Source organism: Futiania mangrovi, from assembly GCF_024158125.1.
Classification (GTDB): domain Bacteria; phylum Pseudomonadota; class Alphaproteobacteria; order Futianiales; family Futianiaceae; genus Futiania; species Futiania mangrovi.
Map to the genome: position 1 here is coordinate 394446 of NZ_JAMZFT010000001.1, position 15737 is coordinate 410182.

Annotated in this window: 14 protein-coding genes, 3 tRNA genes and 1 pseudogene; 13 read left to right on the forward strand and 5 right to left on the reverse strand. The window is 62.2% G+C overall.

Annotation, left to right across the window (positions count from 1 at the left end):
• Nucleotides 1-218: 218 nt before the first annotated feature.
• From NJQ99_RS01910 to NJQ99_RS01940, 7 genes and pseudogenes are all read left to right on the forward strand, one after another.
• On the forward strand, nucleotides 219-599 hold the full coding sequence (locus tag NJQ99_RS01910) for a hypothetical protein (RefSeq protein ID WP_269331110.1): 381 nt from the start codon (nucleotides 219-221) through the stop codon (nucleotides 597-599).
• Complete coding sequence (locus NJQ99_RS01915) at nucleotides 596-2362, forward strand: AAA family ATPase (RefSeq protein WP_269331111.1); 1767 nt, start codon at nucleotides 596-598, stop codon at nucleotides 2360-2362. The genes NJQ99_RS01910 and NJQ99_RS01915 overlap by 4 nt, the downstream gene beginning before the upstream one ends.
• Nucleotides 2363-2945: 583 nt before the next feature.
• On the forward strand, nucleotides 2946-3101 hold the full coding sequence (locus tag NJQ99_RS01920) for a hypothetical protein (protein WP_269331112.1): 156 nt from the start codon (nucleotides 2946-2948) through the stop codon (nucleotides 3099-3101).
• A 15-nt stretch (nucleotides 3102-3116) separates the two neighbouring features.
• Nucleotides 3117-3788: a uracil-DNA glycosylase family protein gene (locus NJQ99_RS01925; protein ID WP_269331113.1), complete on the forward strand. Its 672-nt coding sequence runs from the start codon at nucleotides 3117-3119 to the stop codon at nucleotides 3786-3788.
• A 47-nt stretch (nucleotides 3789-3835) separates the two neighbouring features.
• Nucleotides 3836-4834 (forward strand): restriction endonuclease, encoded by a 999-nt coding sequence (locus NJQ99_RS01930; RefSeq protein ID WP_269331114.1) that lies wholly within the window; start codon nucleotides 3836-3838, stop codon nucleotides 4832-4834.
• Between the two features lie 163 nt (nucleotides 4835-4997).
• Nucleotides 4998-6089: a DUF262 domain-containing protein gene (locus tag NJQ99_RS01935; RefSeq protein ID WP_269331115.1), complete on the forward strand. Its 1092-nt coding sequence runs from the start codon at nucleotides 4998-5000 to the stop codon at nucleotides 6087-6089.
• Nucleotides 6090-6951: 862 nt separating this feature from the next.
• Nucleotides 6952-7345, forward strand: a pseudogene (locus NJQ99_RS01940) (transposase); the annotation flags it as partial.
• Between the two features lie 71 nt (nucleotides 7346-7416).
• Here NJQ99_RS01940 and NJQ99_RS01945 read toward each other — a convergent pair.
• The 4 genes from NJQ99_RS01945 to NJQ99_RS01960 all read right to left on the reverse strand — a co-directional run bounded on the left by NJQ99_RS01945 (nucleotide 7417) and on the right by NJQ99_RS01960 (nucleotide 10171).
• A complete protein-coding gene (locus tag NJQ99_RS01945; RefSeq protein ID WP_269331116.1) occupies nucleotides 7417-7833 on the reverse strand; it encodes a very short patch repair endonuclease in 417 nt (138 codons plus the stop codon).
• Nucleotide 7834: 1 nt separating this feature from the next.
• On the reverse strand, nucleotides 7835-8713 hold the full coding sequence (locus NJQ99_RS01950) for a NaeI family type II restriction endonuclease (RefSeq protein WP_269331117.1): 879 nt from the start codon (nucleotides 8711-8713) through the stop codon (nucleotides 7835-7837).
• A 58-nt stretch (nucleotides 8714-8771) separates the two neighbouring features.
• Nucleotides 8772-9728 (reverse strand): DNA cytosine methyltransferase, encoded by a 957-nt coding sequence (locus NJQ99_RS01955; RefSeq protein WP_269331118.1) that lies wholly within the window; start codon nucleotides 9726-9728, stop codon nucleotides 8772-8774.
• Nucleotides 9729-10095: 367 nt separating this feature from the next.
• Nucleotides 10096-10171 (reverse strand) — tRNA-Thr (locus NJQ99_RS01960).
• 263 nt (nucleotides 10172-10434) lie between these two features.
• Here NJQ99_RS01960 and metG point away from each other — a divergent pair.
• Both metG and NJQ99_RS01970 read left to right on the forward strand, forming a co-directional pair.
• Entirely contained in the window at nucleotides 10435-12144 is a 1710-nt protein-coding gene (metG, locus tag NJQ99_RS01965) for a methionine--tRNA ligase (protein WP_269331119.1), read from the forward strand.
• 4 nt (nucleotides 12145-12148) lie between these two features.
• The gene (locus tag NJQ99_RS01970; RefSeq protein WP_269331120.1) at nucleotides 12149-12730 is read left to right on the forward strand and encodes a hypothetical protein; all 582 of its coding nucleotides are present in this window, start codon (nucleotides 12149-12151) and stop codon (nucleotides 12728-12730) included.
• A 3-nt stretch (nucleotides 12731-12733) separates the two neighbouring features.
• Here NJQ99_RS01970 and rlmB read toward each other — a convergent pair whose 3' ends face one another.
• Nucleotides 12734-13546, reverse strand: coding sequence for a 23S rRNA (guanosine(2251)-2'-O)-methyltransferase RlmB (rlmB, locus tag NJQ99_RS01975; protein ID WP_269331121.1), 813 nt, complete (start codon nucleotides 13544-13546; stop codon nucleotides 12734-12736).
• A gap of 97 nt (nucleotides 13547-13643) precedes the next feature.
• Between rlmB and NJQ99_RS01980 the strand changes: the two genes are divergently transcribed.
• The 4 genes from NJQ99_RS01980 to tuf all read left to right on the forward strand — a co-directional run bounded on the left by NJQ99_RS01980 (nucleotide 13644) and on the right by tuf (nucleotide 15634).
• Nucleotides 13644-13955, forward strand: a complete 312-nt coding sequence (locus NJQ99_RS01980) for a YrhK family protein (protein WP_269331122.1) — start codon at nucleotides 13644-13646, stop codon at nucleotides 13953-13955.
• 112 nt (nucleotides 13956-14067) lie between these two features.
• Nucleotides 14068-14152, forward strand: a tRNA-Tyr gene (locus NJQ99_RS01985).
• A gap of 54 nt (nucleotides 14153-14206) precedes the next feature.
• Nucleotides 14207-14280, forward strand: a tRNA-Gly gene (locus tag NJQ99_RS01990).
• A gap of 163 nt (nucleotides 14281-14443) precedes the next feature.
• On the forward strand, nucleotides 14444-15634 hold the full coding sequence (gene tuf, locus NJQ99_RS01995) for an elongation factor Tu (RefSeq protein WP_269331123.1): 1191 nt from the start codon (nucleotides 14444-14446) through the stop codon (nucleotides 15632-15634).
• Nucleotides 15635-15737 lie beyond the last annotated feature (103 nt).

Below are 15737 nucleotides of genomic sequence, written 5' to 3' on the forward strand. Positions count from 1 at the left end.
GTTGCGGCAACGCCGCATAGGCCAATGAGCTGGAACCAAAACGCCCCGCCCGCGATGGCGCGCGGAACGGGGCGGGATAGGAAAGCAGCGGCGGCGCTTCCAGAGCCCGATAATATCCAACGCCTTACCGAGCGGCAAGCGCGCAGGCTGGTCCGCACGCGCCCGCTGTCCTGGCCCATCGCCCGCCCCATCGCGCGCATCTGTTTCGGGGAGGGCCGGTGATGGCTGCCCTCGACGATCAGACGCGCGACCGGCTGGCGAAGCTGCTCGGCATGCTGGGCAGCGACCACGACGGCGAACGGGCCGCCGCGGGGCTCAAGGCCGACCGTCTCGTCAAGAAGATCGGCGCGAGTTGGTACGACATCCTCAAGCCACAGGAGACGACCAGGGCGGCCGACCCCGTCTGGCGTGATCCGCGCGACTGGCGCGAGGCATTGGCCTTGTGCCTGAGGTACTCGGAGTGGCTTAACGATTGGGAAGACGAGTTCTGTCGCTCCGTCTGGAAACGCCGGACCATCACCGAGCGGCAGGAGTTTTACGTCTGGACGGCGCTCGAGAAGGTCCGCGCCGCCGTAACCACGGGCGGGGGTGACGCATGAGGGACCTTGCGCGCCACATGGAAGCCGTCGCCCGCCATCTCCTCGGGGAGCCGAATGCGCGCCTGTCGAGCAAGACCGAGCTGCGCTACGGCACCCACGGGAGCCTGAGCGTCGACCTGAAGAAGGGCACCTACTACGACAACGAGGCGGGCAAAGGCGGCGGCGTGCTGCACCTCATCGGCCGCGAGACCGGCCATCGCAACGGCGCGGCCTTCGATTGGCTGCGCAACGAACTGGGCATCGAGATCGGCGAGACGGAGCAACAGAGCCGCATCGTTGCCGAGTACGACTACCGCGCCGCCGACGGCGACCTCCTGTTTCAGGTGGTACGGTTCGAGCCGAAGGCCTTCCTTCAGCGCAGGCCGGCCGGCGGGGGCGGCTGGATCTGGAACTTGAAAGGCATCGACCTTGTGCCGTACCGCCTTCCCCAGATCCTCGAGGGCGGCGACCGGACCATCTACATCGCCGAGGGCGAGAAGGACGTTCACGCGCTCGAAGGGCTCGGCCTGCTGGCGACATGCAATCCGGGCGGTGCGGGCAAATGGCGGGAAGGATTCTCGCAATACCTGGCCGGCGCCGACGTCGTCATCCTGCCGGACAATGACGAGGCCGGGCGCGATCACGCGGAGAAGGTGGCCGCATCGCTCCGGGGCAAGGCTGCCCGCGTCCGCATCGTGCATCTGCCGGGGCTGCAGGAGAAGGGCGATGCCGCCGACTGGATCGCGGCGGGCGGGACGGCCGAAGAACTGGACCGGCTGGCCGAGGCAGAGGCAGAGGCAGAGGGGCCCCGCGTGCGGTTCCAACTGCTGACCATCGACCGCCTCGGCCTCAGCACCGCGCCCGACTACACCATGAAAGGCATGCTGCCGCGCGAGGGCATGGCGGTTTTCTGGGGGCATCACTCGACGGGCAAGTCGTTCCTTCAGCTCGACATGGCGATGAGTATCGCACGGGGCGCCGAGTGGCGCGGACATCGTGTCCGGCAGGGCGCTGTCGTCTACATCGCCGGAGAAGGGCAGCACGGCTTCCGGCGGCGGATCGAAGCCTACCGCCGCATGCGGATGGCGCACGATGAGACCGCCCCGCCCTTCTACCTGATGCCCGAACCGCTCGACCTGATCGATGCGCACGGCCAGCTGATCGCCGACATCCGCGCCCAGGGCGTCACGCCCGCGGTGGTGGTGCTCGACACCCTCAACCGGACCCTGCGCGGCTCGGAGAACAAGCCCGAGGACATGGCCGCCTACATCGCGGCGTCGGATGCAATCCGCGACACCTTCGGATGCCTCGTCTCGATTGTGCATCACTGCGGCGTTGATGGTGACAGGCCGCGCGGACACACGAGCCTCAGCGCAGCTGCCGACGCCATCTTCGCCGTCAAGGATCACGGCAAGGTGAAGGCGCTCACTGCAGAGAAGCAGAAGGACGGCCCGATTGGCGAGGCGATGCACTTCCGCCTCGATGAGGTCGACCTGGGCGAAGACGACGAAGGCGACCCGATCAGCTCATGTGTCGTCGAACACGTCGAGACGCAGGCCGAAACCTTCACCGGCCCGAAGCTCACCCGCAACCAGGACACCATGCTGATGATCCTCGACGGCGCGGGGCCGGGCGGCTTGAGCACCGAGGAATGGAATGGACGCGCCCGCATCGCCGGACTGGCGGCAAAGCGCGCGGCCGATCTGTGGGACCTGCGCAATGCCCTGAAGGACAAGAGCCTCGTCTACTGCTCGGGAGATCTCTGGCATGTGCGTCGGGACTGACGTCCGCCGGGAAGTGTACGGAGGTACGGGTCCTAAAGGACCCCGTACCGTACATCCGTATCCCTCACAGGGCGTATCCGTATCGTATCCGTACCGTACATCCGTATCCCTTAGCAGGCAGATGCAAGGCCGGACTGGGGGGAGGGACCCAGCCCCCTTCCGTGTTCGATGCTCCTAGGGCAAACTGCACGCGCCGCGCCCCCATGGGGGGGAGGGCGGCGAAAAAGTCTGGAGGGGCAGAAGGCGGAACCGCGCCCCCCCCCGTGTTTTTTTCTGACCGCGAAATTAGGGAGGGGGTCTGAGGAGGTGCGCAGTCGACTTCATTCATGCTCCAGGATCGGATTCTTGCTGCATTTCAGACTGGTTGGCTTTCTTTCCCAAAAACTTGAATATTTTTGAAGTTAACCTGTCTGAATTTTGCTTAATGTTCATTGCGGCGATCGAGTGGTTTTTATGCTAGTGGCGTCATCTGGGAAGAACGTGCCAAGTGCGCACAAGCGTATTAATGATTCTTCGAGAGCATACTGTTCAAGCTACCGAAAACACGCCCTGACCGAAAACCCTGCCCGAGCAGATCGCCGCGGTGCGCCACACACTCACCGACATGGGAACGGCTACGCCGGAGCAGATCGCCCGCCGTTTCCTCCGCGCCCGCACGACCGCCGTGCAGTCGCTGCTCGAAAGCCTCGCGGCACTCGGGCAGGCCGAGGTGCAGGAGGACGGCCGCTACGCCGCGTGAGGAATGGAGGCGCAGATGATCGACGAGATCGCACGCAACATCGACCCGAGGCTCAACAACGTGAATGGCCGCGTTTTCTATTCGGGCCGCGCGGCCTTCGAAGGCCAGGGCCGGGTCTATGTGCTGGGGTACAACCCCGGCGGCGCCCCGGACGAACACGAAGGAGAGACGATTTCCGCTCACACACGCTACGTGCTGGATGAAACGCCTGCGTGCTGGTCCGCCTATTGCAACGATAGCTGGATGGGGAAGGCGCCCGGGCAAAAGCCCCTCCAGAGGCGAGTGCGGCATTTGCTGAATGCGCTGGGCCTCGACCCGCGAGAGACACCCAGCAGCAATCTGATCTTCAAGCGGTCGTCAAACAGTTCGGCCTTCACAACGGCTGAGAAGAAGGAATTGGCGGAGGCCTGCTGGCCTGTGCACGATGCAGTCCTGCGCCTGCTGGCCCCTTCGGCAATCATCTGCCTCGGCCATGAAGCCGGAGACCAAGTACGCCGCCGCGTCGGTGCGACCCAGAAACTCGACACCTTTACCGAGCGCAACGGCCGTGAATGGAGCAGCCATGCCTATAAAGCTCCAAGTGGTTTGCTGGTGTTCTCGCTCACTCATCCAGGCCGCGCGGACTGGACCGCTGCCCCATCCGACCCCTCCCCCTTCGTCCGGGATATGCTGCGACAGACAGCCTGACGGGCGGGAATGATGCAGAACTCAACCGTGGCCAAGGAGTGCGCCGAATGACGATGTGGATGGTCCGCGCGGAAGTGGGCGGCAGGCTCTTTCAGGCCTTTGTCGAGCGCAGCCTCGTTGCCGTTGGCGGTGCGGAATTCGGGGACTTGAGTACGCTCACGACGCGCGAGCAAGTGCTTGCCCGCGTGAAGGCCCACCGGCCGGAGTGGAAGCCCCAAACCCAGATCGTTTCGGCGGGTGTGCTGTTCCGCATGCTGCGCCAGATCGAGGAAGGCGACCGCGTCGTCACCTACGACCCACAGCGCCGGGTCTACCGGATCGGTATCATCGCCGGCCCCTACCGCCACGACATGAACTTCGACGGGGAGCACCCGGCCGTCCGCCCGGTGCGCTGGGAGAGCCAGGAAATCCCACGCGACACGCTATCGACCAGTACAAAGAACTCACTGGGCTCGACGCTGGCGGTGTTTCGCGTGCCCGACGATGCCGCGGCAGACGTCCTTCGCGCGCTGCGGAACGAGCCGGAGGCAGCAGCCAACGTCGCGGAGACGGAGGAAGTCGAAGAGCAGTTCCTGCTTCACGACATCGAAGAGCGCAGCGTCGAGTTCATCAAGGACCGAATCGTCCGGCTGGACTGGAACGAGATGCAGGAGCTTGTGGCGGGCTTGCTACGCGCGATGGGCTACAAGACCCGCGTGTCGCCCAACGGCCCGGATCGAGGCAAGGACATCGTTGCCTCGCCCGATGGTTTCGGCTTCGAGGACCCGCGTATCGTCGTCGAAGTGAAGCACCGGCCTGGCACCCAGATGGGGGCCCCGCAAATCCGCGGCTTCCTGGGCGGCCGGCATCCCGGCGACAAGGGCCTTTACGTCAGCACCGGCGGCTTCTCCAAGGACGCCCAATACGAGGCCGAGCGGGCAAACATCCCGATCACGCTCATGGACCTGGACGAGCTCGTGAAGGCGATCCTCGACAACTACGACGCAATGGACACCGAAACCCAGCGGCTCGTCCCACTCAAGCGGATCTTCTGGCCGGTAGCGTGAAGGGGCTTGGGGTGCGCCATTCCGGCTTAAAGGCCGGCTCTATGGGGTGGTACTTGTGACTCGGTAGATACTGTTTGGATGGACCACCTCCTCGATGAGGGCTAGCCTTGTTGCTGCCTGGGAGCGAAAATGGTCATATGGCGAGAAAATAGGATAACCCGTGATGTCTCAGGAAGCAGACGAATTAGAAGAGCTAAACGATCCAGAATTTACCGAGGACGATACGTCGGAGACACCCCCGAGCGATATTGTAGCGTACAATGAACTTCGCTCGTGTGCTGACTTGGCGCGAATGACAGAAGACGGGACCATTGAGCTGCAGCCGGACTTTCAAAGAGACGTTGTTTGGAATTCCGCCGAGCAATCGCGATTTATCGATTCCTTGGTAAAGCAGCTTCCGATTCCAAGTATGTGTTTTGCTCTGGATCACACTAAAGATACATGGATCGTAATTGACGGTCTTCAGAGAATGACTTCGATCGTTAATTTCCTCACGGGTGGAGACTGGCGACTATCGCGCCTAGATGACATTGACGCCCGCCTTTCCGGCAAGCTCGCTGCTTCATTCAAGACGGGTAAAGGCGAAGAGAAGCGAATTTACGATCGGGTCCAAAATAAGACGCTGCCCATTACGGTGCTTCGATGCGAATTTTCGAAGCGATCTCACATGGAGTACCTGTTTACGGTTTTTCACAGGCTGAATTCGGGTGGTGCAAAGCTGAACAACCAGGAAATACGGAATTGTATCTTTAGTGGACCGTTCAACAATCTCTTGCGAGACCTTGATCAACTTGAGAGTTGGCGAAGGTTTAATCAAATGCAACCGGGTAAAAATTACCGCTTTGTAAAGCAAGAGGTAATACTAAGGATATTTGCGTTTGCAGAGGAGCTGAGCAGTTACTCGGGCCAGATTGGCAAGTTTTTAAACGACTATATGCACCCTCGGCGACACCTGAGGGCTGAAGAAATCGAAACAAAGCGCCAGCTCTTTACACAAACCTGCGATGCCATCGATAGGATCTATCCCGACGGCCCCGGTGACCGCTTCCCGACTGCTGTAACGGAGGCCCTATTTGTCGGTGTGATGAAAAACATTGATCACGTGGCGGCCCTGTCAGGCGATGAGTTGGCGGCACGCTTCGCCGAGCTAAGGGCCTCTAAGCCTTTCAGTGAAGAGGATCTATCTGAGGGGCTTTCGAAAAGGGACAAGGTCACCCGGCGCATCGAAAAGGCGGTTGATATTTTCGCGCCATGATTTCCTATTCCTATATAGAGCGGAATTTAAAGTCCTTGGACCTCCGTTATCGTAATAGCAGGAGTATACAGGATGCAAATTTTGCAAGTAAATTAGCAATCTTAGAACTCTGCGGGTGGATTGAAGAGTCGATGGATGATTGTATATTAAGGGCGAGCGTTAGATCTCTTAATGATTATAATAATAGGAAATATTTGGTGAATAAACTAAATAAAATATATGGATTCGATTATGAAAATCATTTTAAATCAATGATAGTGCAGATCGTTGGAATAATTGGTTATGAGAAGCTTTCAAAGATGGTTTCAACGCCTGTGCGCGTAAAATTTGTCGAAGAGTTAAAAAATTTGAAGCGTAAAAGAGATTCGTTGGCGCATACCTATACAAGAGGCGTGACCAATCATTATGATGCGCCTTCGATAACGATTGGTCGATATTCTGATCTGAAGGCAGGGCTTGGTGAATATGATTCCGCGCTACGAAGATACTGTCGCTAGAATTCTACCCATAGCGCCAAAGGTTTCCGAGGTGTGGCGATCAGCTATCCATCATTGAATCTGGTGGGCAACATCAGTTGGTCGCAAAACTGAAGCGCCTGCAGTCATAAGGGGGGTGTGTGTGGGGTGGGCTCCCGGTGGGCTAGTGCGCCGTGCGCCGGAGATGCCCATTACACCATGCTTCCCCTTCCGGCTATTAAGCGTCCCCTCACTAATCCGGCGGCTTTTCTCAGGGGAGCGCACTTAGCATGGCCCTCGTAGCCGCGCAGCGCCTCGGTTGCTAAGATTTCTCTTAATGGCCTGATCTGAGCGCCGTTTGGTCCCTCATCTGAATGGGGAGTCCGTCAACCCAGAGGAGACGGACGATGCGCAAGAGCAGGTTCACCGAGGAGCATATAATCGTGATCTCTGCGGATCAGGAGTGTGGCCTGGCGGCAGCAGAGGTTTGACGCCGGCACGGGATCCACCAGACGGGGTTTTTCAAGTGGAAGAGGAAGTTCGGCGAGATGGATGTGTCGCACGCGCGGCAACTAAAATGCTGGAAGCTGAGAACACCCGGCTGAAGACGCTACCGGCCGACCAGATGCTGGACGATGTTGTCTTGACAAATCTGCTAGGGAAGTCCTGACGACGCCCCTGGAACGAGGGACGGCAGCTCTGCGGGCGATGTCAGCGCACGACATTTCCAAGCGCCGGGCCCGCGGGCTCCTCGGCGTCGATCCGAATACCGTCAGACGCGAGCGCGTGTCGGGCAACGCTCAATTCGTCCCTTGCACCACCGGGGCCGGCCACACATGACAACACCCTTGCAAGTGTGTCAGGTATGGAGCTCATTCGGGTGCGAGAAAGCTTTGCAGGCAGCTTTCAAGTAAGCACTGGTCTCGTGTCTCGCACTCCCAAACGACCAAAACCCGCCATCCGGCTTCAGCCAACGCCTTTTGTGCGGCGGCGTCGCGCTCGACGTTCCGCTTGAGTTTCGGTCCCCAGTAGGCAGTGTTCGACTTCGGTACTCGACCGTCGAGGCAGGCAGCCTTATCGTGCTGGTGCCAGAAGCACCCGTGGACGAAGATCGCGGCACGCCGTGGACCGAACACGAGGTCGGGTTTGCCGGGGAGGTCCTTTCGATGGAGGCGATACCGGTAGCCAAGACGGTGAACAAGACGGCGAACCACCATCTCGGGTTTCATGTCTTTGCTGCGGATGCGGCGCATATTCTCGCTTCGCCGCTGCGGCGATAGCTTGTCCATTCTAAATCGGTCGCCCGTACTTTTCCGCTAGGTCCTTTTCGGCCTGTGTCGAGGGCCTGAAGGGAACAAAGTCAGCAATAGGTAACCCGAGCGCAGTCATGAGCTTGCGATCATATTCCTTCGACAGAATCAGAATGCCTTCATTTCTTAAAATGTCGCGAGTTCCCCTGCCACCATCCGCTCTGACCCGTCGCATGAAGTCCTTCTGCTGCCCGACGCCCTGGACCGCCTCACGAGTGACCGGCATATTCAGTGTTGCCCGAAAGAGACGCTTCATGCGTTCATTTCCATGCTTTCCAGCGAAGATATGATCTACCTCATCATCGCTAAGGCTGCGCCAGAAGTTGGGGGGATACGGTAACTGTTTGAATATCCATAGTATGTTTTCCCAAGCTTCGGCCCTAAGGCTGGTCTTCTTGTCCTTGTTCTGTCCTTGGCGCAGGTATTCGGGGCGGGCGATGACGAGGCCGAGGTAGCAAAGGGCGGTCTTTTCATCTGCTGCACTTAGGATACAGGGATGGCCGATTGCCTCAGTTGGGATCATCCATCCACTGCTCATAGTGTGCTTGATGTCCACGTCATGACCGCAAAGAACGGTATCCAACCGGCCGCGCGGCAGGTTCAACTCTGCCCGCAACATAATCTCAACAAGCGTGCCGATGTAAGTGCGCTCGACCTTCTCAAGTTGCGCATAGCTCCGGCGTCGCGTTGTGGCGGTCTTGATTACCCAATCAATTTCCCGGCGAAGCATCGCTGGAATCCGGGACTCCAAACCGTCAGGTCCACCCGCTCGCTCCTGAATGTCTTTGAGAATCTTGTCGAGAACCACGAAATCAGGGTGACCGGGGGCGACGATGCTCGCTGGGATCTTTTTCTTCATGAACTCCAACCCTTTCGGGCCGGAGTCTTCTCACGCGGTTCGCGACGAGTCCACTAGCTCAAGCAGTGAGCCGTGCCGTCCGTCCGGATAGGGCTTCCTTGATCTGGGCCGAGACAGCACGCGCGACCGGAGGAGGGAACGCGTTGCCTACTTGCCGATACGCGTTCGTCTTTCGGCCAACAAATTTCCAGTCATCAGGGAACCCTTGGATTCGGGCGACCATTTGAACGGTTAATCGAGGCATTCCAACAAAGTCAGGACCAGGCGCCGTTTCCGCAATCGTCTTGCCGTTCACGCCCAGCATCTGCCAAGCTCGACGTGCCCGGGTCGGACCGAGATCAGGTCCACCATGCTTCTTCGATCCACCCACAATGGTGGGCGCAATCTCGTCCGCGCGCTCGGCCCAAGCCTTGGCACCCGGCCAGCCACCCTCAGCCATTAGGTCGCGAAGAACCTTTCCTACCGTCGGCGGGTTTTGGTGCCGTTCCTCCGGCCACTCAAACCCGTCAGCATGGTCTCTCTGGACCGCGACAATCACGACCCTTGGGCGCAGTTGCGGAACGCCGAAGTGAGAGGCATTCAGGAGCCGCCAGTCGGTCACGTATCCGAGCTGACTCAATTGCCGCTTGAGCCCCTCCCGGTAATCGAAGAACACGGCGTCCAAGAAGCCCCGGACATTCTCGATCATCACGGCGCGGGGTCGGATAGCATCGACGATGTCCAACGCGTCGGGAAACAGGTTGCGCTCGTCTTTTTCACCGAGTTGCTTCCCCGCAACTGAGAAGGGTGGGCACGGCAGACCTCCGGCGACGAGATCGATGCCACGAAACTTGTGGGCATCCTCTTTGAAGCGGCGGAGATCATCCTCGATAACGTTCCAGCTTGGCCGGTTTGCCGTCAGTGTCGCGCAGCAGTGGGCGTCAATCTCGACCAGTGCCTCATGGCCGAAGCCAGCCTGTTCTAGTCCTAGCGCTTGGCCACCTGCGCCTGCGCAGAGTTCCACCGACGACAACATGTAGATGGCTCCTTCTTGTAGGCCCCCATCCCTGCTCTAATCGACTCCTGCTCTGCTGTCAGCAGCGAATCGATGTTCCGGCTTTGTTTTGAGCGCTTGGTTGCGGATCAGCAATGAGTACCCGCTGCCCCCAAGCTTAATTGTATCCGGCTCATTTTGGCGTCTCCCCAAGCTTGTATCGGTGCCCAAGGCTGTGCGGCGAAACCCTCGCGCGGCATCCGTAGTCGGGCTAAGGGCAGCTGCCAATTCTGCGGGTGAGGGGCTGCGAGTTATGTTTGCTGTTACCCCACATGTTACCCCATCGTCAAAATCACCTTTTGTGGCCTTTGAGGAATTCCAATAAATCATTATTATGTATCAATAATATTGGTGCCGGCTGAGGGACTTGAACCCCCGACCCCCTGATTACAAATCAGGTGCTCTACCAACTGAGCTAAGCCGGCGCCGGGGCCGGGTCGGGGCGTCCGTAATTTGACGCGCACCATTGCCTCCCGGGCGATGCCGCGCGTTTTAGCCGATCGCGGCGCAGCTGGCCAGATGCCTTCCTCTGCGGGCGCGGTTTGCTCCGCCTGTGCGCGTGCGCGTCCCCTCGCGTGACGGCCATGCGCGCCGCCTTCGGTCCTCGCGCGCTCAGGGGATGCGTTCGGGCGTGCAATCCTCTATATCTCGCGCCCGGCGCCGCCCCTTCGAAGAGAGAGTCCCACGCATGGCCCGCATCCTGATCACCAGCGCGCTCCCTTACATCAACGGCATCAAGCACCTGGGCAATCTCGTCGGCTCCATGCTGCCGGCCGATGCCTATGCCCGCTTTGCCCGCTCGCGCGGCCACGAAGTCATGCTGATCTGCGCGACCGACGAGCATGGTACGCCGGCGGAACTTGCCGCGCACGAGGCGGGCCTTCCCGTCGAGGACTATTGCGCGCAGATGCACGAGGTACAGAAGGGTCTGGGACTCCGGTTCGGCCTTTCCTTCGACTGGTTCGGCCGCTCGCACTCCTCACAGAACCACGATATCACGCAGCACCTCTACAAGAAGCTCGACGAGAACGGGCTGCTGGAGGAGGTGACCACGCGCCAGGTCTATTCCATCGACGACGGGCGCTTCCTGCCCGACCGCTACGTCATCGGCACCTGCCCGCATTGCGGCTACGAGCGGGCGCGCGGCGACCAGTGCGAAAGCTGCACGCGCGTGCTCGACCCGACCGACCTGATCGGGCCGCGCTCGGCGGTTTCCGGCTCCACCCGCATCGAGATCCGCGAATCGAAGCACCTCTTCCTGCGCCAGTCGCTGATGGTCGACCGGCTGCGCACGTGGATCGACAGCAAGACCGACTGGCCGCTGCTCGTCACCTCCATCGCGAAGAAGTGGCTGGACGAGGGGCTGAACGACCGCGGCATCACCCGCGACCTCAACTGGGGCATCCCGGTCGCCTACAAGGGCGAGGTGCGTCCCGGCTTCGAGGGCAAGGTGTTCTACGTCTGGTTCGACGCGCCCATCGAATATATCGGCGCGACGATGGAGTGGGCGGACGCCACGGGCGGCGACTGGCGGCGCTGGTGGCGCGAGGACCAGGGCGCCGGCGACGTGCGCTACATCCAGTTCATGGGCAAGGACAACGTGCCCTTCCACACGGTCGGCTTTCCCGTGACGCTGTTCGGCTCCGGCGAGCCGTGGAAGGTCGTGGACTACATCAAGGGCCTCAACTGGATGAACTATTACGGGGGCAAGTTCTCGACCTCCGGCAAGCGCGGCGTGTTCATGGACCACGCGCTAGAGCTTCTGCCAGCCGACTACTGGCGCTGGTACCTGCTTGCGAACGCGCCGGAATCGGACGATTCGAACTTCACCTGGGAGCAGTTCCAGTCCGCCATCAATCGCGACCTCGCCGACGTGTTCGGCAATTTCGTCAACCGCGTGGCGAAGTTCTGTGCCGCCCGGTTCGATGCGAAAGTGCCCGAGGGCGGCGACTACGGCCCGCTGGAGCTTGAGACGATCGCTGCGCTGGAGACCCGACTCGGCGCGCTGACCGGCCACATGGAGGCGATGGAGTTCCGCAAGTCCGCGCAGGAGCTGCGCGCGATCTGGGTCACGGGCAACGAATACCTCCAGAAGGCGGCACCCTGGACGGTCTTCAAGGCCGATTCCGTGGCGGCAGGGGCGTCGATACGTTTCGCCCTGAACCTTGGCGTGCTGTTCGCAACGCTGGCGCGGCCCTTCGTGCCGGAGACCGCGGACCGCGTCGCCGGCGCGCTTGCACCCGGCGGGACCGCGTCCGGCTGGCCGGAGAGCGTTGCGGACGCGGCTGCCCAACTTTCGCCCGGTGCGGCCATCAGCGTGCCGGAGGTGCTGTTCGCCAAGCTCGACGACGAACAGATCGCCAGCTGGAAAGCCCGCTTCGGAGGAGAGGATGCCTGAACCCATGCGTGACCTGACGATGCCCCGTGCCCGCCTGATCCCGCTCGCCCTCTGCCTTGCGCTCGCTCTGCCCGCGGGCGCGCCGGCGCTGGCGCAGCAGTCCCAGGGCGGCGCGCAGCAGCAGGGTGGCCAGCCCGAGCCGCAGCGCAAGGAAATCGACCTCTCCGCCGAGGACCTGGAGCGTCTGGCCGCCGCCTGTACCGGCGCGGTGACCGAGATCGCCGCGCGCCGGGCGCCCGCGCCCTCCATCCGGCACGGCTTCAGCGACGGTCACGTGGCCCTGATGGTCGATTACCTGCTCGACCCCTCGCTCGACGATGCCAACTGGATCGAGGCGCTGTCGCAGGCTCTCAACCGCAAGGTACAAAGGGGCGAGCTTGGCCGGATCGAGGAGCGGGAGCCCAGGGGCACCTATCTCGCGACCGGCGTGGTCGCCACGCTCGACAATGACGATGGACGCCGCGCCTTCGCGTTCTGCGAGTTCCGCGACTACCGGAAGGGGCAGGGGCCCCAGTTCGCGCGCATCCGTCTTGCCCGGTCCGAGCCCGCGCTGTTCGGGCGCTGGGTCGGCGTTCCGATGTTCTGACGCTCAGGGTCCTGTTCCGGCGGCGGGGTGGCTGCGCCGGAACAGGTCGTAGAGTGCGATGGCGGCGGCATTGGAGACGTTGAGGCTTTCCATCGCCTCGCTCATCGGAATGCGGGCGAGCAGGTCGCAGGTTTCCGCCGTGAGGCGCCGAAGACCCGTGCCCTCCGCGCCCAGTACCAAGGCCACGCGTGCGCCCATCTCCACGGTGTCGAGCCTGGCAGAAGAGCCGCCCGCCAGCCCGATTCGCCAGTAGCCGAGGTCGGCAAGCTCCTCCAGCGCGCGGGCGAGGTTGGTTTCCCGCGCGATCGCGACGGTTTCCGCCGCACCGGACGCGGCCTTCGCAAGCGCGCCGAAGAGCGGGGGGGAGTGCCGCTCCTGCATCACCACGCCCGCGACGCCGAAGGCGGCCGCGCTGCGCAGGATCGCGCCCACATTGTGCGGGTCGGTAACCTGGTCGAGGACGAGGACGGGCCCTTCGCGCCGGGCAATGTCCGACAGCGCGACGGAGGGCAGGTCCGCCGCCTCGATCGCGAGTCCCTGGTGCACCGTGCCCGGCCCGAGGAGGCGGTCGAGGTCGCGTGCCTCCATCGATTCGGGTTTGGGATGGTCGGCGGCGAGGTGCGGGGCTGCCTGATCGAGCATGGCGGGCGTGCCGGCGATGCGGCGCACCCGCCGCGCCGGATTGGCGAGCGCGGCCAGCACTGCATGGGTGCCCCAGATCCAGCCGCCATGGCCGGCGGGACGCTGCGGGCCTTTCGGACCGTGGCGGGCGGCATGGGAACGGATATCGCGGCGGGAGACTTTCTTCGGTCGCATGGGCGAAAGGGATAGCCGATCCCGGGGCTGCGTGCCAGCGGGTGCGCGAGGCTCTCTTGCGGCGGCCTGACCGGCACTCGACAGGGAAGGGGCGGAGATGACGGAAGAGATGATGCAGAGCGACGTACGCCGAAAAGACGTGGGCCGCAGGGTACGGGACGTCGAGAGCGCCTACGCCCTGTTGCGCCTGACGGCGGACTTTCTCGCCGCCATCCTGTTCCTCGCCGGAAGCGTCGCATTCCTCTGGCCGTCATGGGCAGATTTCGCCGTCTGGTGCTTCATCGTGGGCAGCGCCTTCTTCCTGATGAAGCCTGCGATGCGGCTGGCGAGCCTTGCCCACGCCCGTTCCATCGCGCACGAGGCGAAGCTCGAGCTTGGCATGCTCGAACGGCGGATCAGGCCCTTCTGACGGGGTGCCCCGCCGCCCGGTGCGGAATTCGGCCGGGCGGGGCTTGACACACCTTCGTCAGGAAGGATAGTTCCCCGGCCTCAGCCGGAGTTCTGGCTTCGGTTGCGCGGGCGGAGGGGTGCCCGAGTGGTTAAAGGGGACGGACTGTAAATCCGTTGGCTTTGCCTACGTTGGTTCGAATCCAACCCCCTCCACCATCCGCGCACTAGGGCCATGCATCCCGGCCGGTGCCGCCGCGGGCGCGCCAAGGCGCGGGTGTAGCTCAATGGTAGAGCAGCAGCCTTCCAAGCTGACGACGAGGGTTCGATTCCCTTCACCCGCTCCATCCGCCGCGCGTGCGGCCCCGATGCGGGCAATCGCGCGCGTCCTCGCCCATCGGCACTTGAATTTTGCGGAATTTCGACCTAAACGCCGCCCCTAGTCAGCCGCTGGGGGATGGGCCCGCTGCGGCCACCCTTGTGCAATGCCGGTCAAATCAGGGAAGTACCATGGCGAAGAGCAAGTTTGAGCGGACGAAGCCGCACTGCAACATTGGGACGATTGGTCACGTTGACCATGGGAAGACCTCGTTGACGGCAGCGATCACGAAGGTTCTTGCGGAGACGGGTGGGGCGACCTATTCGGCGTACGACCAGATCGACAAGGCACCTGAGGAGAAGGCGCGGGGGATCACGATTTCGACGGCGCACGTGGAGTATGAGACGGAGAACCGTCACTACGCGCACGTCGACTGCCCGGGCCACGCGGACTATGTGAAGAACATGATCACGGGCGCGGCGCAGATGGACGGCGCGATCCTGGTTGTTTCTGCTGCTGACGGCCCGATGCCCCAGACGCGCGAGCACATTCTGCTGGCGCGCCAGGTTGGCGTTCCGGCTCTGGTTGTGTTCCTGAACAAGGTCGACATGGTCGACGACGAGGAGCTTCTGGAGCTTGTGGAGATGGAAGTTCGGGAGCTTCTGAGCTCGTACGACTTCCCCGGGGACGACATTCCGATCGTGAAGGGCTCTGCGCTGTGCGCGCTGGAGGACCGGAGCCCGGAGATCGGCCACGACGCGATCCTGGAGCTGATGCGTGCGGTTGACGCCTACATTCCGCAGCCGGAGCGTCCGAAGGACCAGCCGTTCCTGATGCCGATCGAGGACGTGTTCTCGATTTCGGGCCGCGGCACGGTCGTCACGGGCCGGGTTGAGCGCGGCGTGGTGAAGGTGGGCGAGGAAGTCGAGATCGTGGGCATCCGCCCGACGACGAAGACGACGGTCACGGGCGTTGAGATGTTCCGCAAGCTGCTTGACCAGGGCGAGGCTGGCGACAACATCGGCGCGCTGCTGCGGGGTGTGGACCGCGAGGGTGTGGAGCGCGGCCAGGTGCTGTGCAAGCCGGGCTCTGTGAAGCCGCACACGAAGTTCAAGGCGGAAGCGTACATCCTGACGAAGGAAGAGGGCGGGCGTCACACGCCGTTCTTCACGAACTACCGTCCGCAGTTCTACTTCCGGACGACGGACGTGACGGGCGTGGTTCACCTTCCCGAGGGTGTGGAGATGGTGATGCCGGGCGACAACATCGCGATGGAGGTCGAGCTGATCGCGCCGATCGCGATGGAAGAGAAGCTGCGCTTTGCGATCCGCGAAGGCGGCCGCACGGTCGGCGCCGGCGTCGTCGCCGCGATCATCGAGTAACACGAAGGAACGAGAGCGCCCCCGGCCAAAACAAACCGGCCGGGGCAGCTCACGCCGCGACACCTTGGGCGCCTCCACCCGGAATACCGGGCGGGGGCGCCCT